The 24,450-nt window shown below is 41.8% G+C and carries 21 protein-coding genes and 1 pseudogene; 6 read left to right on the top strand and 16 right to left on the bottom strand.

Going from position 1 to position 24,450, the window contains the following annotated elements; all coding sequences use genetic code 11:
• Window positions 1-106: 106 nt before the first annotated feature.
• The 9 genes from bamA to rpsB all read right to left on the bottom strand — a co-directional run bounded on the left by bamA (window position 107) and on the right by rpsB (window position 10,388).
• Entirely contained in the window at window positions 107-2,500 is a 2,394-nt protein-coding gene (gene bamA, locus ABR397_RS16765; protein ID WP_350306774.1) for an outer membrane protein assembly factor BamA, read from the bottom strand.
• Window positions 2,501-2,534: 34 nt separating this feature from the next.
• Window positions 2,535-3,890: a sigma E protease regulator RseP gene (gene rseP / locus ABR397_RS16760; RefSeq protein ID WP_350306757.1), complete on the bottom strand. Its 1,356-nt coding sequence runs from the start codon at window positions 3,888-3,890 to the stop codon at window positions 2,535-2,537.
• A gap of 29 nt (window positions 3,891-3,919) precedes the next feature.
• Window positions 3,920-4,768 (bottom strand): phosphatidate cytidylyltransferase, encoded by an 849-nt coding sequence (cdsA, locus tag ABR397_RS16755; RefSeq protein WP_350306756.1) that lies wholly within the window; start codon window positions 4,766-4,768, stop codon window positions 3,920-3,922.
• 9 nt (window positions 4,769-4,777) lie between these two features.
• Window positions 4,778-5,473, bottom strand: a complete 696-nt coding sequence (gene ispU / locus ABR397_RS16750; RefSeq protein ID WP_407072885.1) for a (2E,6E)-farnesyl-diphosphate-specific ditrans,polycis-undecaprenyl-diphosphate synthase — start codon at window positions 5,471-5,473, stop codon at window positions 4,778-4,780.
• Window positions 5,474-5,761: 288 nt separating this feature from the next.
• Window positions 5,762-6,958 carry a 1-deoxy-D-xylulose-5-phosphate reductoisomerase gene (ispC, locus tag ABR397_RS16745; RefSeq protein WP_350306754.1) on the bottom strand — a complete coding sequence of 399 codons (1,197 nt, stop codon included), beginning with the start codon at window positions 6,956-6,958 and terminating at the stop codon, window positions 5,762-5,764.
• A 141-nt stretch (window positions 6,959-7,099) separates the two neighbouring features.
• The gene (gene frr, locus ABR397_RS16740) at window positions 7,100-7,657 is read right to left on the bottom strand and encodes a ribosome recycling factor (protein WP_350306753.1); all 558 of its coding nucleotides are present in this window, start codon (window positions 7,655-7,657) and stop codon (window positions 7,100-7,102) included.
• 119 nt (window positions 7,658-7,776) lie between these two features.
• The gene (gene pyrH / locus ABR397_RS16735) at window positions 7,777-8,505 is read right to left on the bottom strand and encodes a UMP kinase (RefSeq protein WP_350306752.1); all 729 of its coding nucleotides are present in this window, start codon (window positions 8,503-8,505) and stop codon (window positions 7,777-7,779) included.
• 149 nt (window positions 8,506-8,654) lie between these two features.
• Entirely contained in the window at window positions 8,655-9,512 is an 858-nt protein-coding gene (tsf, locus tag ABR397_RS16730) for a translation elongation factor Ts (protein WP_350306751.1), read from the bottom strand.
• 150 nt (window positions 9,513-9,662) lie between these two features.
• Window positions 9,663-10,388, bottom strand: a complete 726-nt coding sequence (rpsB, locus tag ABR397_RS16725; protein ID WP_350306750.1) for a 30S ribosomal protein S2 — start codon at window positions 10,386-10,388, stop codon at window positions 9,663-9,665.
• Window positions 10,389-10,816: 428 nt separating this feature from the next.
• On the opposite strand from rpsB, the gene map reads away from it, so the two are divergent.
• The 4 genes from map (at window position 10,817) to ABR397_RS16705 (ending at window position 15,873) form a co-directional block, all read left to right on the top strand.
• The gene (gene map / locus ABR397_RS16720; RefSeq protein ID WP_350306749.1) at window positions 10,817-11,614 is read left to right on the top strand and encodes a type I methionyl aminopeptidase; all 798 of its coding nucleotides are present in this window, start codon (window positions 10,817-10,819) and stop codon (window positions 11,612-11,614) included.
• Between the two features lie 137 nt (window positions 11,615-11,751).
• Complete coding sequence (gene glnD / locus ABR397_RS16715; protein WP_350306748.1) at window positions 11,752-14,400, top strand: bifunctional uridylyltransferase/uridylyl-removing protein GlnD; 2,649 nt, start codon at window positions 11,752-11,754, stop codon at window positions 14,398-14,400.
• Window positions 14,401-14,449: 49 nt separating this feature from the next.
• The gene (gene dapD, locus ABR397_RS16710; RefSeq protein WP_350306747.1) at window positions 14,450-15,274 is read left to right on the top strand and encodes a 2,3,4,5-tetrahydropyridine-2,6-dicarboxylate N-succinyltransferase; all 825 of its coding nucleotides are present in this window, start codon (window positions 14,450-14,452) and stop codon (window positions 15,272-15,274) included.
• Between the two features lie 212 nt (window positions 15,275-15,486).
• Window positions 15,487-15,873 (top strand): DUF3461 family protein, encoded by a 387-nt coding sequence (locus tag ABR397_RS16705; RefSeq protein ID WP_350306746.1) that lies wholly within the window; start codon window positions 15,487-15,489, stop codon window positions 15,871-15,873.
• A gap of 59 nt (window positions 15,874-15,932) precedes the next feature.
• On the opposite strand, the gene ABR397_RS16700 is transcribed toward ABR397_RS16705, so the two are convergent.
• The gene (locus ABR397_RS16700; RefSeq protein WP_350306745.1) at window positions 15,933-16,382 is read right to left on the bottom strand and encodes a flavodoxin; all 450 of its coding nucleotides are present in this window, start codon (window positions 16,380-16,382) and stop codon (window positions 15,933-15,935) included.
• Window positions 16,383-16,926: 544 nt separating this feature from the next.
• Between ABR397_RS16700 and ABR397_RS16695 the strand changes: the two genes are divergently transcribed.
• Window positions 16,927-18,093 (top strand): hypothetical protein, encoded by a 1,167-nt coding sequence (locus ABR397_RS16695; protein ID WP_350306744.1) that lies wholly within the window; start codon window positions 16,927-16,929, stop codon window positions 18,091-18,093.
• Window positions 18,094-18,226: 133 nt separating this feature from the next.
• Here ABR397_RS16695 and truC read toward each other — a convergent pair whose 3' ends face one another.
• The 3 genes from truC to ABR397_RS16680 all read right to left on the bottom strand — a co-directional run bounded on the left by truC (window position 18,227) and on the right by ABR397_RS16680 (window position 19,652).
• Window positions 18,227-18,997: a tRNA pseudouridine(65) synthase TruC gene (gene truC / locus ABR397_RS16690; RefSeq protein WP_350306743.1), complete on the bottom strand. Its 771-nt coding sequence runs from the start codon at window positions 18,995-18,997 to the stop codon at window positions 18,227-18,229.
• Between the two features lies 1 nt (window position 18,998).
• Window positions 18,999-19,331, bottom strand: coding sequence for a YqcC family protein (locus ABR397_RS16685; RefSeq protein WP_350306742.1), 333 nt, complete (start codon window positions 19,329-19,331; stop codon window positions 18,999-19,001).
• A 207-nt stretch (window positions 19,332-19,538) separates the two neighbouring features.
• The gene (locus ABR397_RS16680) at window positions 19,539-19,652 is read right to left on the bottom strand and encodes a helix-turn-helix domain-containing protein (protein WP_407072883.1); all 114 of its coding nucleotides are present in this window, start codon (window positions 19,650-19,652) and stop codon (window positions 19,539-19,541) included.
• A gap of 57 nt (window positions 19,653-19,709) precedes the next feature.
• On the opposite strand from ABR397_RS16680, the gene tnpA reads away from it, so the two are divergent.
• Window positions 19,710-20,135 carry an IS200/IS605 family transposase gene (tnpA, locus tag ABR397_RS16675; protein ID WP_350306741.1) on the top strand — a complete coding sequence of 142 codons (426 nt, stop codon included), beginning with the start codon at window positions 19,710-19,712 and terminating at the stop codon, window positions 20,133-20,135.
• Window positions 20,136-20,666: 531 nt separating this feature from the next.
• Here the strand turns inward: tnpA and syd are convergent.
• The 3 genes and pseudogenes from syd to ABR397_RS16660 all read right to left on the bottom strand — a co-directional run.
• Window positions 20,667-21,218 (bottom strand): SecY-interacting protein, encoded by a 552-nt coding sequence (gene syd / locus ABR397_RS16670; RefSeq protein ID WP_350306740.1) that lies wholly within the window; start codon window positions 21,216-21,218, stop codon window positions 20,667-20,669.
• A gap of 1,041 nt (window positions 21,219-22,259) precedes the next feature.
• A complete protein-coding gene (locus ABR397_RS16665) occupies window positions 22,260-22,706 on the bottom strand; it encodes a hypothetical protein (RefSeq protein WP_350306739.1) in 447 nt (148 codons plus the stop codon).
• A gap of 177 nt (window positions 22,707-22,883) precedes the next feature.
• Window positions 22,884-23,084 (bottom strand): annotated as a pseudogene (locus ABR397_RS16660) (hypothetical protein); the annotation flags it as partial.
• Window positions 23,085-24,450: the final 1,366 nt, after the last annotated feature.

The following is a 24,450-nucleotide window of genomic DNA, read 5'->3' as shown; positions in this document are numbered from 1 at the left end:
CTATCTGTAACATATTGGAAAACTTCGTTAATGCCCTGAAACCAATGATTTCAAAGCTTGCTTTATCAATAATCTGTTTTATCAATAATAAGATAAAAACGCATTATCACCAGGTTTTGCCAATATTAAATTGGAATTGTTCTGATCTATCGCCTTCGTAGTCTTTGATCGGCTTAGCATAAGAGAACACCAGCGGTCCCAAAGGAGATATCCATTGCAATGCAATACCCGCTGAAACACGGATATTACCTGGTTTACTGTAATCAGGTATACCTTTGGCTTTCATTACAGCAGAATCACTCCAGTCAGTATCCCAAACTGTACCTGAATCAATAAAGAATGAAGTTCGGACAGAATTCGAGTATTTACCATCAAGGAATGGCGTTGGTGTGATCAACTCAAGGCTGGCGACTGCCATTGCGTTCCCCCCCACAGCATCACGGGATGGGCTATTTTCCTTAGGACTTCCGTCCTTATTCAAGTAAATAGCCTTAGGACCGATATTGTTGGAACGGAAACCACGAACGGTACTGGCGCCACCTGCATAGAAGTTCTCATAGAATGGCAACCCTTTACCACCGATCCCATCACCATAGCCTAAACGACCGCGCCCCAAAATCACCCAAGTACGCGCATCATTAATTGGATAGTACGCAGACGTATCAAAAGTCACTTTATAGAATTCGTTATCCGAGCCAGGGATGGTTACTTTACCGTTCAGAGTCGATTTCACACCCGATGTTGGGAAGAAACCACGGTCAAGGTTGTTGTACGTCCAACCTACATTCAGAGAGAAATCATCCGCTTTAAAGTCAGCTTTTCTTTCAAGACTTGGATTCTCACCCATAGACTTCAGATAACGCCACATTGCTGCCTGAGGGAGCATCTCGGATAGAGAGTTATGAATATAGCCCAACCCAAAACGTAAGGAGTTATTTTCATTAATCGGGAAACCAAGGAAACCATCTACACCATAGCTTTGGTTGGTATAACCGGACAAATCAGCATCATCAGCTCTGAAATCGTTATAGAATACCCGGCCACCGAGACTCACCCCATTAACCGTAAAATAAGGATCAGTGAAAGAGATTTCTGCATAGGTTGAGTAATCATTCTTACTGGCATTAACCCCAACAGAGTTACCTGTTCCCAACCAGTTATCCTGCTGAGCGCCAATCTGGAAACTGACGCCACTTTCAGTACCGAAGCCAACTCCAAAATTCAGAGAACCGGTATTGCGTTCTTTAACTTTATAAACAATATCTACCTGATCAGAGCTGCCGGGTATACGCTGAGTTTCAACATCTACAGTTTCGAAATAACCCAAGCGGTTAAGACGTTCTTTACCCAATTCAACCAGATCACTCCCCAGCCATGCCCCTTCCATCTGGCGCATTTCACGACGCAAAACGGAGTCTTTACTGGTGTCATTGCCAGAGAAACGGATTTTACGAACATAGAAACGGTTACCTGCATCAATATTGACATGCAGTTTCACTGTTTTGTCCTGATCATTAATTTCAGGTTGAGTCATCACCCGTGGGTAAGCATAACCATAACGGCCAAGCAAATTTTTGATTTCACTTTCCATTTTAGTCACCTGAGTCCCGTTATACAGAGAACCAGGCTCAATGTTAGCCAATTTAGTGATTTCTGACTGATAACCCGCCATATTACCGTTCAGGTCAATACCAGATATTTTGTATTGATTCCCCTCAGTAATATTCAACGTGACATAAATACCTTTTTTATCCGGCGTCAAACTGACCTGAGTCGAATCAATGTTAAAACGGGCATAACCGCGATCAAGATAAAAACTGCGCAACACTTCAAGGTCGCCAGCCAGTTTTTGTTTCTGATATTTCTGATCAGCAGTCAGATTCCACCACGGCACATCATCTCTGAGTTGGAAACGATTCAATAACTCATCAGAAGAAAATGATTTGTTACCTACGATGTTAATCTGCTGAATTTTTGCCGAAACACCTTCAGCGAAAACCAGTTTTAAATCGACACGATTGCGTGGCAGTGGCGTAACAACCGCTTTTACACTGGCGTTGTATTTACCCACACTGTAATAGAAATCCTCCAGCCCTTTTTCGATATTGGACAACATAGTGCGGTCAAGTGCTTCACCGACCCGAACACGAGATGCCTCAAGATTCTGTTTCAGCATGTCATCTTTCACCGATTTATTGCCAGAGAAAGTAATGCTGGCAATAGTCGGCCGTTCTTTTACCTGAACAATAAGTGTATTGCCATCACGCAGGACACGAACGTCTTCAAAGTTACCAGTAGCAAATAGTGCATGAATGGTACGACCGATATCTTCATCGCTGACCGTATCACCTACGCGAACTGGCATGTTCAGTAATGCTGCGCCTACGGCAACGCGTTGAAGACCTTCAAAGTGAATATCCCGAACTACGAACCCGTCTGCACCGTACGCAGTGGCGCTGCCAAACAGCAGCGACGCTATGAGTAACTTTTTCATCGCCATCGTTGTAATGCGTCTTCCTAACCAGTCTTCCGCTTTAGAAGCGGGAGAAATCATTGAAAAGTGCAAGCCCCATCAATAACACCAATACTATGGCACCGATGCGATAGCTGAAGTCTTGTACACGCTCGGAAACCGGCCCGCCTTTTATCTTTTCGATAATCAAGAAGAGCAAGTGTCCACCATCTAACACAGGTAATGGAACCAAGTTAATGATCCCAAGATTGACACTTATTAGCGCCAAAAACATCAAATAATACACCAAGCCTGAATCAGCCGACACCCCTGCCCCTTTGGCAATAGAGATAGGCCCACTCAAGTTGTTAACTTTCACATCACCGACGATTAGCTTACCCATCATATTGACAGTTAACCGCATCAGCTGCCAGGTCTTGTCTCCTGCCTGATAAATGGCAGAGAAAGGCCCGTATTGCTGAACCATTTTATATTCGTCTGCTAATGGAATAACCCGCAGTTCCACACCGGCAAAGCCAACTTCCTTACCCTTGGCTTGCTGTCTTACTTCCGGCGTTATAGAGAGAGAAATAATATGACCAGCCCTATCCACTGAAAGTTCCAGTGGGACATTCGGATTATTACTAACAAAGGATGTAAAAGTATGCCAAGCATCTAATTCCTGACCATTGACTTTAACTATCCTATCCCCCTTTTGTAAACCGGCCTTTTCCGCGGCGGTACCAGGAGTCACATTCTCCAGTTGAGAATCCAAACGAGGGCTGACAGGCATAATCCCTAATGACAACACGGGATCCTGCTTATCGGGGTTAAAACTCCATTGTCGCAAATCCAGAATCTTCTCTACCGGATGCGATGAGCCTGGAGGTATAACCTGAACAGTCATGTTCTCATCACCTATCTTACCTATCAGAGCAAAACGAACTGAATTCCAGTCAGGCGTTTCGATACCATCTACGGATTTTAGTTCCATTCCTGATGAAATATTTGCTTGTGCCGCAATAGAATCTGGTTTGATATCTGCAACGACAGGACGTATTGCCGGCACGCCAATAATAAACACCAACCAATAAACCACAACCGCCAGTAAAAAGTTAGCAATTGGCCCTGCACTGACAACCGCAGCGCGCTGACCAATAGTTTTACTATTGAATGCCATATGACGGTGTTCAGGAGAAACAGGTGAAACACGCTCATCAAGCATTTTCACATAGCCCCCCAGCGGAATAAGGGCTATGACATATTCAGTTCCCTGACGATCGGTACGCCGCCATAGCGCTTTACCAAAACCAATGGAGAAACGTTCAACATGAATACCACACTTTCTGGCCACCCAAAAATGACCGAACTCATGCACAGTGATCAATATACCCAGCGCAATAATAAAAGCCGCCAGATTCCAGAGAATTCCCATCATATTCCTTTAAACGCCATCAAACAGAGAAATCAAAATACCAGCAATATCAGACCGGCAAAGACAGGGATCGCCGCAGTCAGGCTATCAATACGATCCATCACACCGCCATGTCCCGGAATTAGCTGACTGCTGTCTTTAATACCAGATTCACGTTTGAACATACTCTCAGTCAAATCACCAAATACAGAAGCGATAACGACAATAGCAGAACACAACATGAGTTTTTCAGGCATTACTGGCACTGGAGCATATTTACCAAATAACCATGAAATAATAGCCGCAGTTATTAAACCACCCACTAATCCTTCCAGCGTTTTCCCTGGCGAGACTTTTGGCGCCATTTTGTGTTTACCTAAAGTACGTCCGAATAGATAAGCACCAGAATCAGCTCCCCAAACCAATAACATGACATACAGCAACCACCATGCGCCGTGATATGAATTGTCATCATATCCCTGAGTCCGTAAAACCATCATTCCACAGTAAAACGGCACTAATGTCAGGGCTCCAAACAAGAGGCGCAATAACATGGATTTCTTCCAGATTAAAGCGGAAGAGGGATAGGTAATCACCAGAAGAGTCGCAACGATCCACCAAATCATCCCCATCCACAGGATAAAGGTAATTTGCTGTTGTTTAATCAGATCAGTGAAATCCGGCAGAGTATATTGCAAGGCCAATAAACCGATAGCGAACAAAACAGCCAGAATAACCCGTTTCTTTTGGCTAAATAAGCTGGCAAATTGCCCCCATTCCCATGCAGCAAGGACTGAAACAGCTATAATAACCAGCCCGAAAGCGGCTGGCGGCAGCAAGAACAAAGCGGCAATCACAAGAGGGATTAATATCACAGCCGTTATAAGGCGGTACTTCAGCAAGAGCTCCTCCTATGATCCCACATCGGCATCGTCTGGTATTGTTCCGCCAAACCGGCGTTCTCTTTTCGCAAAGGCATTAATTGCACCTTCAAAAACGGTTTCATTAAAATCAGGCCAGAGTATATCGGTAAAATAGAATTCTGCATAAGCTATCTGCCATAACAGAAAATTACTGATACGATGCTCACCACCAGTTCTGATGACCAAATCAACTTGAGGTTGCTGGTTCAGATTAATGTAATTATTGACTAATTCCTCAGTAATATCCTGTGGTTCAAGGGAATTATCCTTAATCTGCCGGGCAATTTTCTGAACACTTTGAACTATATCCCAACGACCACCATAATTTGCAGCAATATTAAGTTGCAGACCAGTATTATTAGCAGTCAACTTAACCGAGCGGCGGATACGCTCTTGTAAACGCTCACTGAACCGGCAGATATCGCCAATAACAGATAATCTAATATTATGCTTATGTAAACTTTTGATTTCACTATCTAGTGCAAAAATAAACAACTCCATTAAAGAGCTGACTTCCTGCTCCGGCCGGTTCCAGTTTTCACTGCTGAAAGCGTACAGAGTCAACGACTCAATTTTGTGTTTAGCCGAGAAACTCACCGCACTCCGTACCGCCTTAATCCCTGCACGATGACCAAAAACTCTTAATTTCCCACGTTTTTTTGCCCAACGGCCGTTACCATCCATAATAATGGCAACGTGTTTAGGTAATAATGACGACAAATCGTTCTGATGATCGCTGGATAATATCACTCAATTAATCCTTTACTGGTTAGGGTAATTCTCTTGCAAATTCAAGCATCCAAACATAAAAAAGCCGTGTCTTGTATCACGATCACGACTTGGTTAAAAGCCTAATTATCTGAAAGAAAACTCTCCAAAATCTGAACTGTTAATTATACCAACCAACAGTTATACGAAAACTATACCACCAGGTAAAAATGCGAACAAATACCCATTTGCCAATCAGCAATACTATCGAATAAATGAACTGATCGTCTTTATAGCTAAATCTCTTGCGAGCTGATCAATCTGTAAGACTTCTTCAATGCTCTGAGGTTCCGGTAAATTTAATTTTTCTACAACCTGCCGGTTTATAATAGCAATATCTGTGAAAGAGATTCCATTTTGTAAAAAAACTTTAACGATTTCTTCATTCGCTGCATTCAGCGCTGTAGTTGCAGCCTGACCTTCATGGCATGCTTCAATAGCCAGCTTCAAACAGGGATACCGTCCATAATCTGGTTTCGAAAAAGTCAGTGAGCCTAAAGAACAAAAATCAAGAGGTTCAACACCAGAAGCAATACGATTTGGGTATGCCATTGCATAGGCAATCGGCGTACACATGTCCGGTGTTCCTAGTTGAGCGATAACGCTACCATCCTGATAACGGACCATTGAGTGAATGACAGACTGAGGATGAATCACCATTTCCATTTCCGCAGCAGATGCATTGAACAAACAACACGCCTCAATGTATTCCAAGCCTTTATTCATCATTGTCGCAGAATCTACAGAAATCTTGCGCCCCATCGACCAATTCGGGTGAGCACAAGCCTGTTCCGGCGTCATAAAAGCCAGCTGTTCCAAAGGAGTATGGCGAAAAGGCCCACCCGAACCTGTCAAAATGATATTAGCAACCCCGTGTTGTTTCAGATCCCCGTACCCAAGATTCTGTTGTATTACCTCAGGTAAACTCTGGAAAATAGCGTTATGCTCGCTGTCAATGGGTAGCAATTGAGCATTATGCTTCACCACGGCATCCATAAAAAACCGGCCGCTGGTGATCAAGGATTCTTTATTCGCAAGTAAAATTTGTTTACCCGCCCGGATAGCAGCCAGTGTTGGCAGTAAACCCGCAACACCGACAATCGCAGACATTACCTGATCAACATCACTCAAAGCAGCCAGATCACATGCAGCCTGTTCGCCGAAAAGTACTTCGGTCTTACAACCTTGTTCAATAAGCAACTGTCTAAGTTCTTTTGCGGAAACTTCATCCGCCATCGCAGCATATTGAGGCTTAAATTCCAGACATTGTTCAGCCATAACCTGAACATTCTTCCCGGCGGCAAGCGCCGTTATTTCAAATTTATCAGGATGATTGCGAACTACAGCAAGTGTACTTTTGCCTATGGAACCTGTGGAACCAAGGATGGTCAACCTTTTCATACTGATGCTCTGAATTGCTCTGTTTGATGTGTATTGATACTTGTCTGATTTGCCTGGTATGAATACCCATGACCTCAGAGAAATGCCGGATAAAAAATAGCGCCGCACGATAGCGACGCTTAATGTATCTCATGAAAGAGATTAGAACTCCATCAGTTCTTCTTCTTTCTTAGCTAAAGCTTCATCAACTTTTTTGATAAAACTATCAGTCAACTTCTGAATATCATCCTGTGCACGACGCTCATCATCTTCACTGATCTCTTTATCTTTCAGCAAAGCTTTGATTTTATCGTTAGCATCACGACGGATATTACGCACAGAAACACGCCCTTGTTCAGCTTCGCCACGAACCACTTTAATCAGATCTTTACGACGTTCTTCTGTCAATGGGGGCAAAGGAACACGGATTGTTGTACCCGCAGAAGAGGGATTCAGACCTAAATCAGAAGCCATGATTGCCTTTTCAATCGCCGGAGTCATAGTACGATCAAATACCGTGATAGCCAGAGTACGAGCATCCTCAGCGATGACGTTAGCAATCTGACGTAGAGGTGTAGGCGCACCATAATACTCAACAGTGATACCATCCAACAGACTTGGAGAAGCACGGCCAGTGCGAACCTTACTGATTTGGTTTTTAAGTGCTTCGACGCTTTTTTCCATACGGTCTTGTGCGTCTTTTTTGATTTCATTAATCACGTTACAAACCCTTGGGAACTGGTTGTTTTTCAAGCCATAAGTCATTATGACCATGTTTATTACATTTGACGTATCAGGCGACTAATCATACCGCCAAACATTTCTGGTGTCTCTGAACATTATTCGTGGAAAATCAGAGTACCTTCATTTTCACCCATTACCACACGACGCAGCGCACCCGGTTTATTCATATTAAATACACGAATTGGTAAGCTATGATCACGAGCCAGAGTAAATGCCGCCAAATCCATGACTTTTAATTCACGCTCTAATACCTGCTGATAAGACAGCTTATCGAACAATACCGCTTCCGCATCTTTAGCCGGATCAGCAGAGTAAACACCATCTACTTTAGTTGCTTTTAGCACAACATCTGCTTCAATCTCAATACCACGTAAACATGCTGCCGAATCGGTAGTAAAGAACGGATTGCCAGTACCCGCAGAGAAAATAACAACCCGACCATGACGTAACAAACTAATCGCTTCTGCCCAACTATAGTTATCGCAAACGCCATTTAAAGGAATGGCAGACATTAGACGGGCGTTCACATAGGCGCGGTGTAATGCATCCCGCATTGCCAGACCATTCATCACTGTTGCCAACATGCCCATGTGATCGCCTACTACACGGTTCATTCCTGCTTCAGCCAAGCCCGCGCCACGAAACAGGTTACCCCCGCCAATGACGACGCCGACCTGTATGCCTAACTCAACCAGTTCTTTAATCTCTTGAGCCATGCGGTCTAAGACGCTGGCATCTATACCAAAACCTTCTGCACCTTGCAGGGCTTCGCCGCTGAGCTTAAGCAGGATACGCTGATATACGGGTTTTGCATTGGTTGCCATGATGTTCTGTCCTAAAGCAGAAAAGTATATTGGGGATTTACATACATCCGAGCCACGCTGACCAGATGCAAAAAACTCAACGCCTACTAGAATAGACGGTTTAGATTAGATAAAACAGAACCGCCATTTGGCGGCTCTGTTTATAGAAATTAAGACTGTTTACTCATTGCAGCAACTTCTGCTGCGAAGTCAGCCTCAACTTTCTCAATACCTTCGCCAACCTCATAACGGATGAAGTTAGTCACTTTAGCATTGTTCTCTTTCAGCAGATCGCCAACCGTTTTGCTTGGGTCCATCACGAAATGCTGACCAGTCAGAGAGATCTCGCCGGTGAATTTGTTCATACGGCCAGAAACCATTTTCTCTGCGATTTCGCGTGGTTTACCAGACTGCATTGCGATATCGAGCTGGATTTGATGCTCACGCTCAACAACTTCAGCAGGGACATCGCTTGAGTTAACATATTCTGGCTTGCTTGCAGCAATGTGCATAGCCACATGCTTAATCAGCTCTTCATTAGCGCCTTCAGCCGCAACCAGAACACCGATACGCGCACCATGCAGGTAAGTACCCAGTTGTTCACTTTCTAATACAGAAACGCGACGAATGTTGATGTTTTCACCGATTTTAGCAACCAGTGTAGTACGTTGTTCTTCGAACTTAGCTTTCAGAATTTCAATGTCAGAGACTTTATCAGCCAATACTGCTGCCATAACTTCTTTACCGAAAGCGATGAAGCCAGCATCTTTAGCAACGAAGTCAGTTTCACAGTTCAGCTCAACCAAAGCACCGAATTTACCATCAGTAGCTACTTCCGTCAGGATGATACCTTCAGCAGCAACACGGCCAGCTTTCTTAGCCGCTTTCGCCTGACCTGATTTGCGCATGTTGTCAATGGCTAACTCGATGTCGCCATTAGCTTCAACCAGCGCTTTTTTACATTCCATCATACCTGCGCCAGTACGCTCACGCAGTTCTTTTACCAAAGCAGCGGTAATTCCAGACATTTGTTTTATTCCTCGATGTATCCCGCAGGAAGATAAGATCCCACATGGATAGTTCTTATATCAGATACGTAAAAGGGGGCCATAACAGGCCCCCCTAACCAATATATTTCAATACCTGGTTAATAAGGGCTCAACAATGAGCTTGCCTTATTATTCAGCTTCTACAAAGCTTTCTTCTGCCTGAACAGCCAGATCTTGAGAACGACCTTCACGAACAGCGGTAGCAACAGCACCCAAATACAGTTTTACTGCACGGATTGCGTCATCGTTACCCGGGATGATGAAATCAACACCATCTGGATCAGAGTTAGTATCAACAACAGCGAATACTGGGATACCCAGATTGTTCGCTTCTTTGATAGCAATGTGTTCATGTTCAGCATCGATAACAAACAGAGCGTCAGGTAAGCCGCCCATATCTTTGATACCGCCCAGGCTGTTTTCTAACTTACCAAGTTCACGAGAACGAATTAACGCTTCTTTCTTGGTCAGTTTGTCAAAAGTACCGTCCTGAGACTGTGCTTCTAAATCTTTCAAACGCTTGATAGACTGGCGAACGGTTTTCCAGTTAGTCAGCATACCGCCTAACCAACGGTGATTAACGAAGAATTGATCACAGCTCAGAGCTGATTCTTTAACCGCTTCGCTTGCAGCACGCTTAGTACCAACAAACAGGATTTTGCCTTTGCGTGAAGCAATTTTGTTCAGTTCAGCTAACGCGTCGTTGAACATTGGAACAGTTTTTTCCAGGTTGATGATATGCACTTTATTACGAGCGCCAAAGATGAATGGTTTCATTTTTGGGTTCCAGTAACGAGTCTGGTGACCGAAGTGAACGCCCGCTTGCAGCATATCGCGCATGGAAACAGTTGCCATTGTAAACCTCTGTAAAATATTAAGTTGGGGTTATGCCTCCACGAGCCCCATAACACCGACTCTTTAGCTGCATGTTCTGCATGAGAGCACCCCGGTGTATGTGCCGACCCGTGTGTGTTATTTACACAATGAGTATATTTAACGCCTCTGGTGTTTTGCCTTAGAAACAAATACACAGAACGCCGGCGCGCTTTATATCATAAACCGGCTTAAGACACCAACTTTTGTTGTCATTTTCTGATAGCACAATATGGAAAGAAAAACACGGTTATGATGGATATTCCTAATAAATACAAGTAACGGGGAAAATATGGCTGCCAACGGTTATTGGCAGATATTCTGTAGGCTGATACCATTGGTTCAATAATTTTTTTCCTATTGATAATCATACAACCAGCAGATTTGCTGGCTTTGAATGGACAAGTTTCATGGCAATCTCAATTAAAACCTCTGAAGATATTGAAAAAATGCGCGTCGCCGGCCGCCTAGCGGCGGAAGTACTGGAAATCATTGAACCTTACGTCAAACCCGGTGTGACAACAGGTGAATTGGATCGCATCTGTCACGATCACATCACCAATAAACAACAGGCTGTTTCAGCTTGTCTTGGTTATCACGGTTTCCCAAAATCTGTCTGTATTTCGGTTAATGACGTCGTTTGTCACGGTATCCCAAGTGATGATAAAGCGCTGAAAAATGGCGATATCGTTAATATTGATGTGACTGTTATAAAAGAGGGCTTTCACGGCGATACTTCAAAAATGTTTATTGTTGGTAAACCAACCATTCAGGGTGAACGTCTATGCCGCATCACTCAAGAAAGCCTCTATCTGGCACTGAAAATGGTAAAACCAGGTATTCGCCTACGCACTCTTGGTAAAGCCATTCAACAGTTTGTTGAAGCCAAGAATTTTTCTGTGGTCCGTGAATATTGTGGTCATGGCATCGGCGCAGTCTTCCATGAGGAACCTCAAGTACTGCACTATGATGCAGATGATGGCGGTGTTGTACTGCAAAAAGGGATGGCTTTCACTATTGAACCTATGGTTAACACTGGCGATTACCGCATCCGCACCATGAAAGATGGCTGGACAGTCAAAACCAAAGATCGCAGTTTGTCTGCTCAATATGAACACACGATTGTTGTGACTGATAACGGCTGTGAAATCATGACGTTGCGTAAAGAAGAGGAACCCATTCTTTCCGCCGTCCTAGTTAATGAATGAGTTAAACGCTAAATTGTGAAGCCTTACTGAAACATACAGGGCTTCCAATCTCTTTCTCTGGCAATATCTCCTGTTCAACACGATATTTTCTCAGTAATCTGGCCGTTATGATTCGCTTTTCTCACGGGTTCATACCTATGCCAGCAGATATCGCCACAATTCAGGCTCCTATCCCGCCACTTTCTCCAGCTGATTTTTCCTGTGATGATCTTCACTACCCGGTGTTGAAACAACACCTCGAAGAATTTCAACTTTGGCTCGAACATGCATTTAAAGCAGGAATTTCCGCAGAAGCCCTGATTTCTGCCCGCAGTGATTACATAGATCAATTACTAAAACAGTTATGGAATGTTCATGGGTTTGATAAAATTTCATCACTTTCATTGATTGCGGTCGGCGGATATGGCCGCCGGGAACTGCACCCGCTATCTGATATTGACGTGCTGATCCTCAGTGAGCAGCCTCTCACACAACATCAAGCTCAGAATATTGGACAGTTTATCACCCTGCTGTGGGATATTCGGCTGGAAGTAGGCCATAGTGTTCGTACCTTCGAAGAATGTTTGCTGGAAGGGCTGTCAGACCTGACTGTTGCGACAAATTTAATCGAATCACGGTTAATCTGCGGCGATCTGTCACTTTTCCTTCGATTACAGCGACATACCTTCAGTGATGGTTTCTGGCCTTCTACTGAATTCTTTGATGCCAAAATTGTCGAACAACATGAACGCCACCAGCGCTATCACAGCACCAGTTACAATTTGGAACCTGATATCAAAAGCAGCCCCGGAGGGTTACGGGATATCCATACCTTGCTGTGGGTTGCCCGCCGCCATTTTGGAGCAACCTCAATAGATGAGATGGTCGATTTCTGCTTCCTGACAGCGGAAGAGCGTAATGAATTGAATGAGTGCCAAAGCTTCCTTTGGCGTATCCGCTTTGCCCTTCATCTGGTCGTTAATCGTTATGATAATCGCCTGTTGTTTGATCGCCAATTCAGCATTGCTCAGTTACTGGGTTATCAAGGCGAACGTAATCAGCCGATAGAGCGGATGATGAAAGATTTTTACCGGATGACACGCCGCGTCAGCGAACTCAACAATATGCTGCTGCAACTGTTTGATGAAGCTATTCTGGCGCTGGAAACCAGTGAAAAATCCCGCCCACTGGATAATGAATTCCAGCTACGTGGACAACTAATTGATCTGGTCGATGAGACGCTGTTTATCAAAGATCCTACAGCGATTATACGAATGTTTTATCGCATGGCTGAACATACCGAAGTTCAGGGCATTTATTCTACTACGTTACGCCAGCTCCGTTATGCCCGCCGCAATTTAAATCAGCCATTGTGTGAATTACCCGAAGCCCGCAAAATTTTTATGGATATTCTGCGTCACCCGAGGGCGATTGAAAGCGCATTTGTCCCCATGCACCGTCACAGTGTTCTTGGCGCTTATACACCACTTTGGGGCAACATTGTCGGCCAGATGCAATTTGATCTGTTTCACGCATACACCGTCGATGAGCATACAATCCGCGTGCTGAGAAAACTGGAAAGTTTTGCTGATGAGAACAACCGTGCAGCCCATCCGCTCTGCGTTGAACTATACCCGCGTTTACCTCAGCTTGAAATCCTGCGTCTTGCTGCGCTGTTTCACGATATCGCCAAAGGACGTAATGGCGATCATTCTGAACTTGGCGCTGAAGATGCGCTGGCATTTTCACTGCAACATGGGCTTAACTCACGAGAAGCTGACTTGGTGACCTGGCTGGTTCGTCATCACCTATTAATGTCAGTCACGGCTCAACGGCGAGATATCCAGGATCCGGAAGTCATTAAACAATTTGCCCATGAAATACTCAATGAAACCCGGTTACATTATCTCATTTGCCTGACAGTCGCGGATATCTGCGCAACCAACGTCAACCTGTGGAATAGTTGGAAGCAGAGCTTATTACGGGAACTCTATTTCTCTACAGAGAGCCAATTGCGCCAAGGAAATACACCGGATTTGCGGGAACGCATCCGTCATAACCGCTTTCAGGCTCTTGCGCTTCTGCGCCAGGACAATATTAACGAGCAGAGACTGCATCAGCTTTGGAGCCGTTGTCATGCAGATTATTTCCTTCGCCATACCCCAAGGCAACTGGCATGGCACGCCCGCCACCTAGCGGCGCATGATTATCAAGAGCCGCTGATACTGATCAGTACTAAGCCAACTCGCGGCGGTACCGAGATTTTTATCTGGAGTCCGGACCGCCCTTCCCTATTTGCGGCAGTTGTCGGCGAACTAGATAGACGCAATCTGAGCGTTCATAACGCTCAGATATTTACTAATCGTGATGACATGACGATGGACACTTTTCTGGTACTGGAACCCAATGGTCATCCTCTAGCGCCGGATCGTCACGAAATAATACATAACGCACTTTTGCGGGTCGTTCTGGATCCTTATACCAGGACCCCCAAAGCACGAAGATTGCCAACCAAACTGCGTCACTTCAATGTACCAACAAAAGTGATCTTCCTGCCTACCCACAATGAACGACGAACCTATATGGAACTATTCGCACTGGATCAACCAGGATTACTGGCCAGAGTCGGCAATATTTTTACCGAAATGGGGGTTTCACTGCATGGTGCGCACATCACTACGATCGGCGAACGTGTCGAAGATTTTTTTGTGCTGGCGGATAAGGACCATAAAGCATTAGATAAAAAAGTCAGAGAAGAATTGTCAGAAAGGTTGACAGAAACCCTAAATCCAAAGGATAAAATATAACTGAACACAAGCCCCCATGATTCGGCTGATAACCAAGGAAACAGATGTAATGCAGCAATTAAAATCCATTATTGAAAGTGCTTTTGAAAATCGCGCCACTATTACTCCAGCAACAGTCAACAGTGAAACACGTGATGCCGTTACTCAGGTCATCAATCTGCTGGACAGTGGAAAACTGCGTGTTGCAGAGAAAATTGACAGTCAGTGGGTCACTCATCAATGGCTGAAAATGGCGGTACTGCTCTCTTTCCGTATTAATGAAAATCAGGTCATGGATGGCGCCGAAAGCCGTTATTTCGATAAAGTCCCGATGAAATTCGCTGACTACGATCATGCGAAATTTGAAAAAGAGGGTTTTCGCGTGGTTCCTCCTGCGACAGCGCGGCAGGGAGCCTTTATCGCCCGCAACTGTGTGCTGATGCCTTCGTATGTCAACATCGGCGCCTATGTTGACGAAGGAACAATGGTAGATACCTGGGCAACTGTCGGCTCCTGTGCCCAAATTGGTAAAAACGTCCATTTATCCGGCGGCGTCGGTATCGGCGGCGTGCTGGAACCATTGCAGGCCAACCCGACCATTATTGAAGATAACTGCTTTATCGGCGCCCGTTCAGAGATCGTAGAAGGTGTCATTGTCGAAGAAGGTTCTGTGATTTCAATGGGCGTCTACATCGGTCAAAGTACCAAAATCTACGATCGTGAAACAGGCGAAATCCATTATGGCCGGGTCCCTGCCGGCTCTGTTGTTGTCTCTGGCAACCTTCCATCGAAAGATGGCAGCTACAGCTTGTATTGTGCTGTTATTGTGAAAAAAGTGGATGCTAAAACACGGGCAAAAGTGGGCATTAATGAACTCTTAAGAGCAATAGATTAAACTTTAAAATAGCGGATAATAAGTCCGCTATTTTTTTGCTTTTTATCATCATTACCGACCTCAGTAAGTGTTATTAATATAGATAGTTTGAACGTGGGCAATGTGCACAACCCCAAACGTACGCAGAGTACATAAGGCGTTTAAGCATAATCCAAATTCAAAACGACGCATTAATAACAACCTACTGGGAAAAATACCCTTAAGGTGGCGCCATGTACGATAACTTAAAGAGTCTGGGGATCACATATCCCGAAGAGATTGACCGCTACAGTCTGCGTCAGGAAGCTAACAACGACATCCTGAAAATCTATTTTCGCAAAGATAGAGGAGAATTCTTTGCCAAAAGCGTGAAATTCAAATATCCACGTCAACGCAAAACGGTTGCTTCAGACAATGCAGAGCAAGGATACAAAGAGATCAACGAAATTAATACTAACCTGCGTTATGTAATTGAAGAGTTGGATCAAATTTGCAAACGTGATCAGGCAGAAGTCGATTTGAAACATAAAATCCTTGATGACCTGCGCCATCTTGAACACGTTGTTGCCAATAAAATTGCCGAGATTGAAGCCGATCTGGAAAAATTAACCCGGAAATAAAGCAGTTCATATATTAATGCACCGCTTATATCCTATCCGGTATAAGCGGTGTATTAAAATTATTCAACTAATTCGCCCCACTGTTTGATCCAGGACTGAGCAAAAACTTCCGGTTCAGCTTCTTCCATCGCATCCACCAGAAGAACCTCGCCGATTCTTATTGCTCCCTGCTCATGTAACAGCTCATCAAAAGTACGACCACCACCACAAAAATTCTCATAACTGCCATCACCCAAAGCGATAACGCCATAGCGTAATTCCGGCTGATAACCTAATTCATCCCGCAAAGCACAATAAAGCGGCTGAATATTATCAGGCAAATCCCCTTGTCCAGTCGTTGAAGTGATAACTAAAATTACCTGATTCAGATAGGATTGCCACTGTTCCAGCTCCCCCTCTTCAAATACTTCTATCTCATGGCCTTGTTGTTCAAGGATCAGCTGTGCTTCTTCTGCAACCACCAAAGCATTACCGTAAACAGTACCAACAAAAATACCAATCTTCGCCATCGCCTATTATCTCTTTTTAAAGGAATTATTAATTATCCTCGCTGGCAAGCACAGAAAATTCAACCCTTTTCAAATCAGGGATAATTACTTTGCCAGCTAAGTCGTCGCACCAATCAAATGTTGCCACTGTTGGGCTCCTTCTGTCATGTAAACAATATATCATCAGCACTAATGACTAATGATATATCTGTCAGGCTAATTACGGACAGATGCACTGATCAATGATTGTGGCTATTCTACATAAAACAGTCACAGATAATCACCAACATTGCACCTTTAACAACTCCTGCAAAATTAAATATAATTCAAATAGATAATTTAAATTTCCTCTAAAAACCACCATTAAGTAGCAAAACAAAGTGGTATTAAACTAAGTTCTTCCGACAATAATAATTTAATATTAACGTTAATTCTTGGGAAAATTTTAGCTGATAATATTTTCATTGCTATTAAACATTACTTATATTCTATTTCAATGAAAATAATAGTAGAATGAAATTACTAGAATGACAGAAGTAAGTACTGCGTAAGGAGGATGATCACCATGTTTAATAATAGAGCTGTCGTGCTTAGTGTGTTATTAAGCGCCGCAAATATCACTGGCTCATCTGGTCTAATGATCTGGATAGATACCATATTTAAAGATGGAAACATAGTTTTAAATGCTTATATTCCTGTTTTTTCCTATTTATTAGGACTCTCTCTGGGATGTATAACAATATCCTTTATCATCCAAAAAGTGAATACTATTTCTTTCAGTAATAATCTCTTTGGATTATTCTTATTATTAGCAACTGTCAATTGCATTCTCTTTTCAGGAGAAAAAATATTTATTCCTATTTGGCTGGATGCTCTGCATAGAATATTATGGGGAATAATAAGTGGATTTATTGTCATAATGGGAAGAAGTATTCTTGTAACCGAAGGAAACGAAAATAAAACTAATAATAATTTCTCTATTTTAAGCCTTGCATTATTAAGTCTGCCATTTTTAATCCCTGCGATTTTCTCTCTCCTTAGTTTAAATTCCCGTACATCAGCAGATTTCTTTGCTGCATTTATTTATTCCATTTCTTTAATTGTCTATTTTACCAGTCATAAGAATAACATTTTAAGAAAACCCAAACAAGACATTAAAAACCCCATGATTATAAAAAATAAATTAGGTATTTTCTTTGCCTTTTTTAGTTTGGTTATAATAAATGTTTGTTTCTTTCTATCCTTAATTATTATACCAGCAATCAGGACAGAATATTTCGAATATATTAACATAGTTCATATGTATACTATATTGTTGATTATATGGTTCCCTTGTGCAATTGCGATCACTAAAGTAACGAAACCAGTATCTTTCAGAAAAAAAATCATAGTAGGTAATATCATTCAATTATTTGCCCTTGGATGCTGTTTACTTGGCATTATCATGGGTTCGGGTATATTTTACTTATTATTTACGATCCTGGTATTTTTAGCTAATACGCTGATGCAACCTGTTTTTTTCTCTTACCTGGGTTTATATTCTAAAGACTCTATTTATACCTTGGGTATGCAATCAGGCATTTATGTATTTATTACTATGATTATTCTTTTCTATACTATTTACTTAGGTGCTGAAATTAGAGAAATAGTCGCTATATTCACAACATTATTAATTTCTTCAATAGTCACCTCAACTGTTTTCCGCTCAATAATTAAATCTAAAAAACAATAATATTAGCCAGTAGAAACCAATAAGATTATATATTAACAATTACCATTTATAATATTCCCCTCAACCTTGCCTTGTCTCTTAATTAATGACCTCAATCAAGAGACAAGGAAAACAGGTATTCTTTGAAAACATCCTAATCTATAACGTTTTCCATCCTGCTCGCTTCATCATATTCCAAATCTGGCATAATGCCTTGCCAGCCAAATTGTTGCATCAAATGTTGCCACGACGCATCCCATTTTGCCGTAAGAGATAACTTCTCACCGGTAATAGGGTGATCCAATTCAAGCAAACTGGCATGCAGCATCAACCGGCTGGTTTGGTAATGGGTGGTAATCCCTCTGTTTTGCCGTAAATCACCATGTGTCGTATCACCAATAATTGGATGACGAATATGTGCCATATGCCGTCTCAATTGATGTTTCCGGCCTGTTTTCGGCGTCAATTCCAGCAGACTAAAGCGTGATGTAGGATAACGGCCAATCTCTACCGGACATTCTACTTTCGCCAGTGGTCGGAAATAAGTCACACTAGGTTGAGCCTCTTTATCACTGTCTGCAAATTTATCGGCGATTCTATCCAACTCTTCAACCAGAGCATAATCGATAATATCGGGTTCCAGCACATAGCCACGCACGACAGCATGATAAGTTTTTTGCAACTGATGATATTCAAACTGTTGAGAAAGCTGACGAGCAACATCACTGGAAAGCGCCATTAACAATACGCCTGATGTCGGCTTGTCCAGACGGTGTACAGGGAAAACATGCTGACCAATCTGATCGCGCAATGTCTGCATCACAAAGCGTGTTTCGTGGCGCGCCAACCAACTACGATGAACTAACCAACCGGCAGGTTTATTAACCGCTACAATATACTCATCCTGATATAACACTTCCAACATATCAGAAATCACCCTGAATAAATAAGCGATCCAATGCGCGAAGATGTTCAAGCAGTTGCTGACAACGCCCGGTAGCCTCTTCTTTATAGGACTCTTCAAAATAAGGAGCGATAGCGAATGCCACAGGCAACCCTGCGCCCTGTTCCAGCAACGCATACATTCTCGGAATTAATACCCACTGCAACCACTCTTCAGCCAGCATCGTATCAATTGAAAATGGTTCAACACTTTCGAAAGATTCCGCTTTAGGGGGATGACTTTGCCATAGGTCAATTTCCCTCATGGCTTGTTCAATTAGTTGTAATTTTTGCAGAATTTGTTTTTCAGTACTCATATTTTCAGTCTGATAAATATTTATTCAAAGCTACCAAGCTCATAAGAATATCATTAATAACCCGTGACTGCTCCTAGCCGTAAACGGCGAGGCTTCCCACTTCTCAGACCGCTTTTCTTTCGGGATAAGGCTTTTTGTTTCCGCCGCAGATTGCGGCTGTTGCGGTTCAAAGAATCGCGGCAGAGTATTTACCCGTCACACTACGTGTCATAGTGATGCTTGATACCTTGCCGATGATTTCCCGACTGCACCGAACTGGGCATTCAGAAATTCAGCCTGTTCAACAGTGGGATAGAGGCGGACTTTAATGGCTCTTTTCATGATAACCACTCATTGATAGAATTCTATCATTCTAGGGATTTTCAGAGCGCATTTCAAATGAGTGCACACAATGATGAATTAAAAAATTATCTACGTCGGCGACACAGTGTCAGCAGGTTAGTTGTCCATTTAATCTTTACAACAACGTATCGTCGTCAGCTCCTCGATGGAACGATGATCCAACAAATCCGAGAGGCTTTTTTATCCGCAGCCAAACGGCTTGAGATTGAGATACTGGAAATGGACGGAGAAGCTGATCACGTTCACATATTGGTGGCTTATCCGCCCAAATTGGCAATCAGTGTACTGGTTAATAATTTAAAATCAGTCAGCAGCCGCCATGTCAGAACTTTAAATACGCATTTATCTCGTCAGTCAAAAACCAGTGCACTATGGTCACGATCTTATTTTGCATGTAGTGCAGGCGGCGCAACGATTGAAACGTTGAAAACCTATGTCAGATCGCAGGAAACCCCTAGTTAGCTCCCCCTTATATCGCCGCCGGATTGGGCGACGGTTTACGGGGCAATGGCTAAACTGAAAATTTGCTTTTTCCATCAATCAAATAAAAAGAAATAAAGAGAAGGGAGCGAACCAGCGCTCCCTTTAAGTTGTGCTTTTATAGCAGTCCGGCTAATAGTTTGCTCCCTGCTCACTCCCTGACAGATTATCCTTAATTGGTTATCCCTTACCCATCATTTTTATTTATATTGCATACAATCCTATTATGCATTGCATCAGTCATCCTGACCATCATCACCCTATTTGTCCTTGAGAAGTTATGCGCAATGATTCCTTTCCTGCGAGGAACAGAATGAATTAATTCGCTGAATGAAACAAGCTATGCAAATGGAACCAATAAGTCAGTAAAGGAAATTAAATCTGTAATTATTTATAGGCTATTGAAATAAAATAAAAATAATAAACTGATGTTAAACTTACTAAAGTAAACAATGACATCTCTTACATAAAGTGTAAGAGATATCTCACAAATTCAGAGTTAAAAATCCGGGACTAACGAATGAAGACGGGCTCGATTGCCCCAAGAAACTCAGCTAAGTCGGTAAATAGGCGAGTTCGTTTGCTACTGCCAAACTGCTCCAGAATCACTTCACCAGTCAAATTACATAGAGAAATGAGACTCATATCCGCATCCATAGTAGCGATAAATGCCGTTGGCGATAGTTTCAGCCGCTTTTGCGTCACCAAATGCCCTATCAGGTTCTCCTGTAAACGGATAAAGTCATCCTCACTCCAGACCTGAATCAAACTAAACTGCTGGTCTTCAAACATCACCGTCATATCACCGGCCAATTGCGATGTATAAAAATCATGAATTGCCGGCTGTAATTGGATATCCAGTGCAACTTCAACTCTATTCAGCTTATCTTCCAAAGGAAAAGGCTGCGGAAGCCAGTAAACCATGTCATGACCAGTATGGGTAATGCAAGGTGATGGCACACCATAAAGCTCACTGCTGGCAGGTGAGGCCCCGGTTTCCTTTTGCCATAAATCAACATAACGACGGGTAAAATCAGCCAACGCCGCTGTAACATTAGAAATCATATTATTTTCAACCAGTCACTGTTAGGGTGTACTTAATGTTATTGTAAACCAAATATTCTGACTGTTCCCCTACCCAAAGGCTATAGATATCTACACATCACCAAACTGACCTAAAATATTTGCGGCTAACATTGTACGTGGTGGCGCGATTATTGATGAGTAACATGATCCCCACGCAAAGGATATTCGCCAGACGCTGGATGCAATCAAAAATAAAGATCACCTGATTGCTACAACGTTTCAGACAGTAGGAGAAAAGGGGTGAGATGGTTTTGCTTTACTGCGAGTGACTAAGGTACCTACACAGTTAAAACGTTAATCCCCAGAGAGGGATTCTCGCCATCGTAAAGGAGTCCTTTATCACGGTTTTAACGTTAAATCACATTAAAGGCATAAAAAGAGGCATAGCTTAAATCAAACCGCAGAAAATCAATGCTATTGGTGGATGAAAGCAGTGTAAATCCAGTTTAAACGAGCATATTTAAGATATCGCGGTGTTACATAATAACGCTAAAAGTCACCCGGTTCGTATTCGGTTAAATCATTTATTTGAGGATTTTGTTATTCCTATTTTTCATGAGTAATTATTTAACTGGCTGATGAAAAATTTATTCCCAATTGAAAACGCTATTAAAGTCGATTCCTTTTGGAAAATAGGTTGTCTGATTAACCGATTAATATTTTTATATATCACTTTTTACGGGATATACAAGCATTAATAAAGCCAATTCTTTTTCTTATTTTCATTGATAGATTTATGATAAGCAGGTTTTAAACGTTGTTTTTACTGCTTTTACTATTTGATTTTTATTAAGTTTAATCATCATGGCATATTATGTTTTACGTTTTATCAACGTTGATTCTAATCGCTTTTTATCTTTACTGACACTGTTTTACTGGCAGTTATGAGTAGTTTTAATAAATCAGCCTCGTTTGTTTTATCTTCATAAATCGAACCGGTAGTGATGTGATGTATTCCTGAAACTAACTTCACTGGATATAAAGATGTCAGAGTATTCGGTGGAGAAAAAGGGGTGTCCATCACATCACTACACCTTTTTCCCAGGCGGACAACGAGTTATACAATAGACCTAAATCGTTTTGGTTTTCGGTGGTCACAGATTGGCTAAGACGTTGAGCGTCTTCTGCCGATAAGCCAAACATCCATCTCAGGCCACTAACGGCATCGGCTGTTTTTATTCCACCTTCCATTTCGGCTTGGTAGGTTAGTGTGCATAACCCACCGCTCCCGGCACAATTAGACAACATTTCCGCCCGTTGCGCGGCGCTCAGTTCTCCGTATTTGTTCCAGATGGCTTCGGTAGCGGTGCCTTGTTTATTGGCCTCTTGAAGCTCTCTGGTTAGATTGTAAACACTCATGGAATGCAGGTGATTGAAGAGGATCACGATTTCACCAGCATTAGCACCATTTGCGTTATCAGTTGCAATGGCCTCTGCAACACCTCCACCAATTTTCTCATGAAACATCCAAGTTAAACGAAGTTATAAAAATTCCTCTTTTTTATAAAATAATTAAATAGGTTCATATGAAGACTATCAAGATTGAGAATAAATGCTAAAGAGTTCCCTATCTTGTGATAGTGAATTTGTGTTAGGAAGATAGGCACTATAATAGCGGTCACTCAATAGCAATTGAGTGACCGGTTGGTAGGTGTTATGGGATATCCCGGCGTCATTCGGTGTGGCGATATTGACAACCGGGATATTGCCCTGATTTTGTACCTGTGTGTGGCTATTATCCGGTGTTATCCCGGCTGCCATAGCCGGATGAAGGGGATAAACGGCGGTCAGGTAAATTAAAAGATAACTCGTGGCCCTGACCACTCGGGTGTTGCGTTGATCCATCGGACTTTCTCTTTTCTTAAGTTAATCTGGTTTTGGTGATAAAACGGCAATATTTCCATAGAAAATATTGAGAATTTTATAGTGACATAAGAAAACTATTCTAATGTGTGATTATTTGTCCATCTGAATGGATAGTGCGAAATGCGATCAATGCCTAGATCTTTAATCCTGACAATGGGGAATTCGATATATTAAATGCCGTAAAATGGTGATAAGGATGAAGGTAATCTTTTATACATCAATAGCAATTCTTTAAGTTATTTAATGGTATTGTGTCCCAAATCCAGCAGGCGTGCGATATCCTGCTGACTATTCTCCAGCGCATTTGTTGCCCGGTGAGCGAGTAGCAACGTCAGTTTTCAAGCGTGATTTGATTGTTTAGCGGTGTTTTTAAATAGACTGATTGACTAAAAGTCTGAAAAATTTTACGGGTTTTTAATTGTTTAAAAAGAGATTTATTTTACATTTAGGATATTTTTTTACGCTTTTTATCTTGGTTTCATTAAAATAGGCTCGTCATGTGATTTTAGATAAATCTGTAAATTAATTTAATGATGTCTTATTAAATTAACAATAGTGAAAAGTCTGTGAAATTAATTACCCAGAAATTTTATAATGATTAAACAGATATTTAAGCGTTAAATCACATTAAAGGTAATTAAATAAAACCATATAAAAGCAATGCCATTGGGCAAGATAGTGTCGTGTAAAACAGGATTAAATTGGCGATTTAAGAGACTGTAATTTAAATCATGTATTTACGGATTTTTTTACTCCTTTTTTCATTTTCGGTTTTTTAACTGACTGATAAAAATTTTATTTACAGGTTAAAAACATTATTAAAATTTGTTCATTTTTAAAAAAATATTATCTAATTTATCTATTTAACATTCTTATTCCCCCTTTTTTAATAGGTATATAGGCATTAATAAATCCAATTGTCTTTTACCGATATTTTTATAATTGAAAAGTTTTTAACTGTTATTAAAATCCATTTTTTAATCGATGCAATAAGGTTTTAGCCGTTGTTTTTACTGCTTTTACATTTGCTTTTTATTAAGTTTAATCATTATGGTATATTGTATTTTACGTTTAATCAACGTTGATTATACTTGATTTTATCTTTGCTGACACTGTTTTACTGGCAGTTATGAGCAGTTTTTATAAATCATAATCCTTTATTTTATCTTCATAAATCAACCTGTAAATAGTCTGATGGTATAAAGATACTCTTTTATGTTTTTTCGGATAATCAACATCTTTTTTAAGCGTTTAAATCCTGCCAGATTAACCGTTTTATCCATTTATTATAAAGAAACGACTAAGAATCACATTCACATCAGGTTTTTAAGATAATATTATTTTT

It is taken from the genome of Photorhabdus viridis (assembly GCF_040256935.1).
Classification (GTDB): domain Bacteria; phylum Pseudomonadota; class Gammaproteobacteria; order Enterobacterales; family Enterobacteriaceae; genus Photorhabdus; species Photorhabdus viridis.
The sequence above is the reverse complement of the archived record's forward strand: the minus strand, read 5'-3'. Positions and strand labels throughout refer to the sequence as shown.

Bases quoted from the DNA above. Each gene is read 5' to 3' on its own strand.
- bamA (WP_350306774.1), bottom strand. From the start codon at position 2,500: ATGGCGATGAAAAAGTTACTCATAGCGTCGCTGCTGTTTGGCAGCGCC.
- rseP (WP_350306757.1), bottom strand. From the start codon at position 3,890: ATGATGGGAATTCTCTGGAATCTGGCGGCTTTTATTATTGCGCTGGGT.
- ispU (WP_407072885.1), bottom strand. From the start codon at position 5,473: ATGGATGGTAACGGCCGTTGGGCAAAAAAACGTGGGAAATTAAGAGTT.
- ispC (WP_350306754.1), bottom strand. From the start codon at position 6,958: ATGAAAAGGTTGACCATCCTTGGTTCCACAGGTTCCATAGGCAAAAGT.
- pyrH (WP_350306752.1), bottom strand. From the start codon at position 8,505: ATGGCAACCAATGCAAAACCCGTATATCAGCGTATCCTGCTTAAGCTC.
- tsf (WP_350306751.1), bottom strand. From the start codon at position 9,512: ATGTCTGGAATTACCGCTGCTTTGGTAAAAGAACTGCGTGAGCGTACT.
- rpsB (WP_350306750.1), bottom strand. From the start codon at position 10,388: ATGGCAACTGTTTCCATGCGCGATATGCTGCAAGCGGGCGTTCACTTC.
- map (WP_350306749.1), top strand. From the start codon at position 10,817: ATGGCAATCTCAATTAAAACCTCTGAAGATATTGAAAAAATGCGCGTC.
- glnD (WP_350306748.1), top strand. From the start codon at position 11,752: ATGCCAGCAGATATCGCCACAATTCAGGCTCCTATCCCGCCACTTTCT.
- dapD (WP_350306747.1), top strand. From the start codon at position 14,450: ATGCAGCAATTAAAATCCATTATTGAAAGTGCTTTTGAAAATCGCGCC.
- ABR397_RS16705 (WP_350306746.1), top strand. From the start codon at position 15,487: ATGTACGATAACTTAAAGAGTCTGGGGATCACATATCCCGAAGAGATT.
- ABR397_RS16700 (WP_350306745.1), bottom strand. From the start codon at position 16,382: ATGGCGAAGATTGGTATTTTTGTTGGTACTGTTTACGGTAATGCTTTG.
- ABR397_RS16695 (WP_350306744.1), top strand. From the start codon at position 16,927: ATGTTTAATAATAGAGCTGTCGTGCTTAGTGTGTTATTAAGCGCCGCA.
- truC (WP_350306743.1), bottom strand. From the start codon at position 18,997: ATGTTGGAAGTGTTATATCAGGATGAGTATATTGTAGCGGTTAATAAA.
- ABR397_RS16685 (WP_350306742.1), bottom strand. From the start codon at position 19,331: ATGAGTACTGAAAAACAAATTCTGCAAAAATTACAACTAATTGAACAA.
- ABR397_RS16680 (WP_407072883.1), bottom strand. From the start codon at position 19,652: ATGAAAAGAGCCATTAAAGTCCGCCTCTATCCCACTGTTGAACAGGCT.
- tnpA (WP_350306741.1), top strand. From the start codon at position 19,710: ATGAGTGCACACAATGATGAATTAAAAAATTATCTACGTCGGCGACAC.
- syd (WP_350306740.1), bottom strand. From the start codon at position 21,218: ATGATTTCTAATGTTACAGCGGCGTTGGCTGATTTTACCCGTCGTTAT.
- ABR397_RS16665 (WP_350306739.1), bottom strand. From the start codon at position 22,706: ATGTTTCATGAGAAAATTGGTGGAGGTGTTGCAGAGGCCATTGCAACT.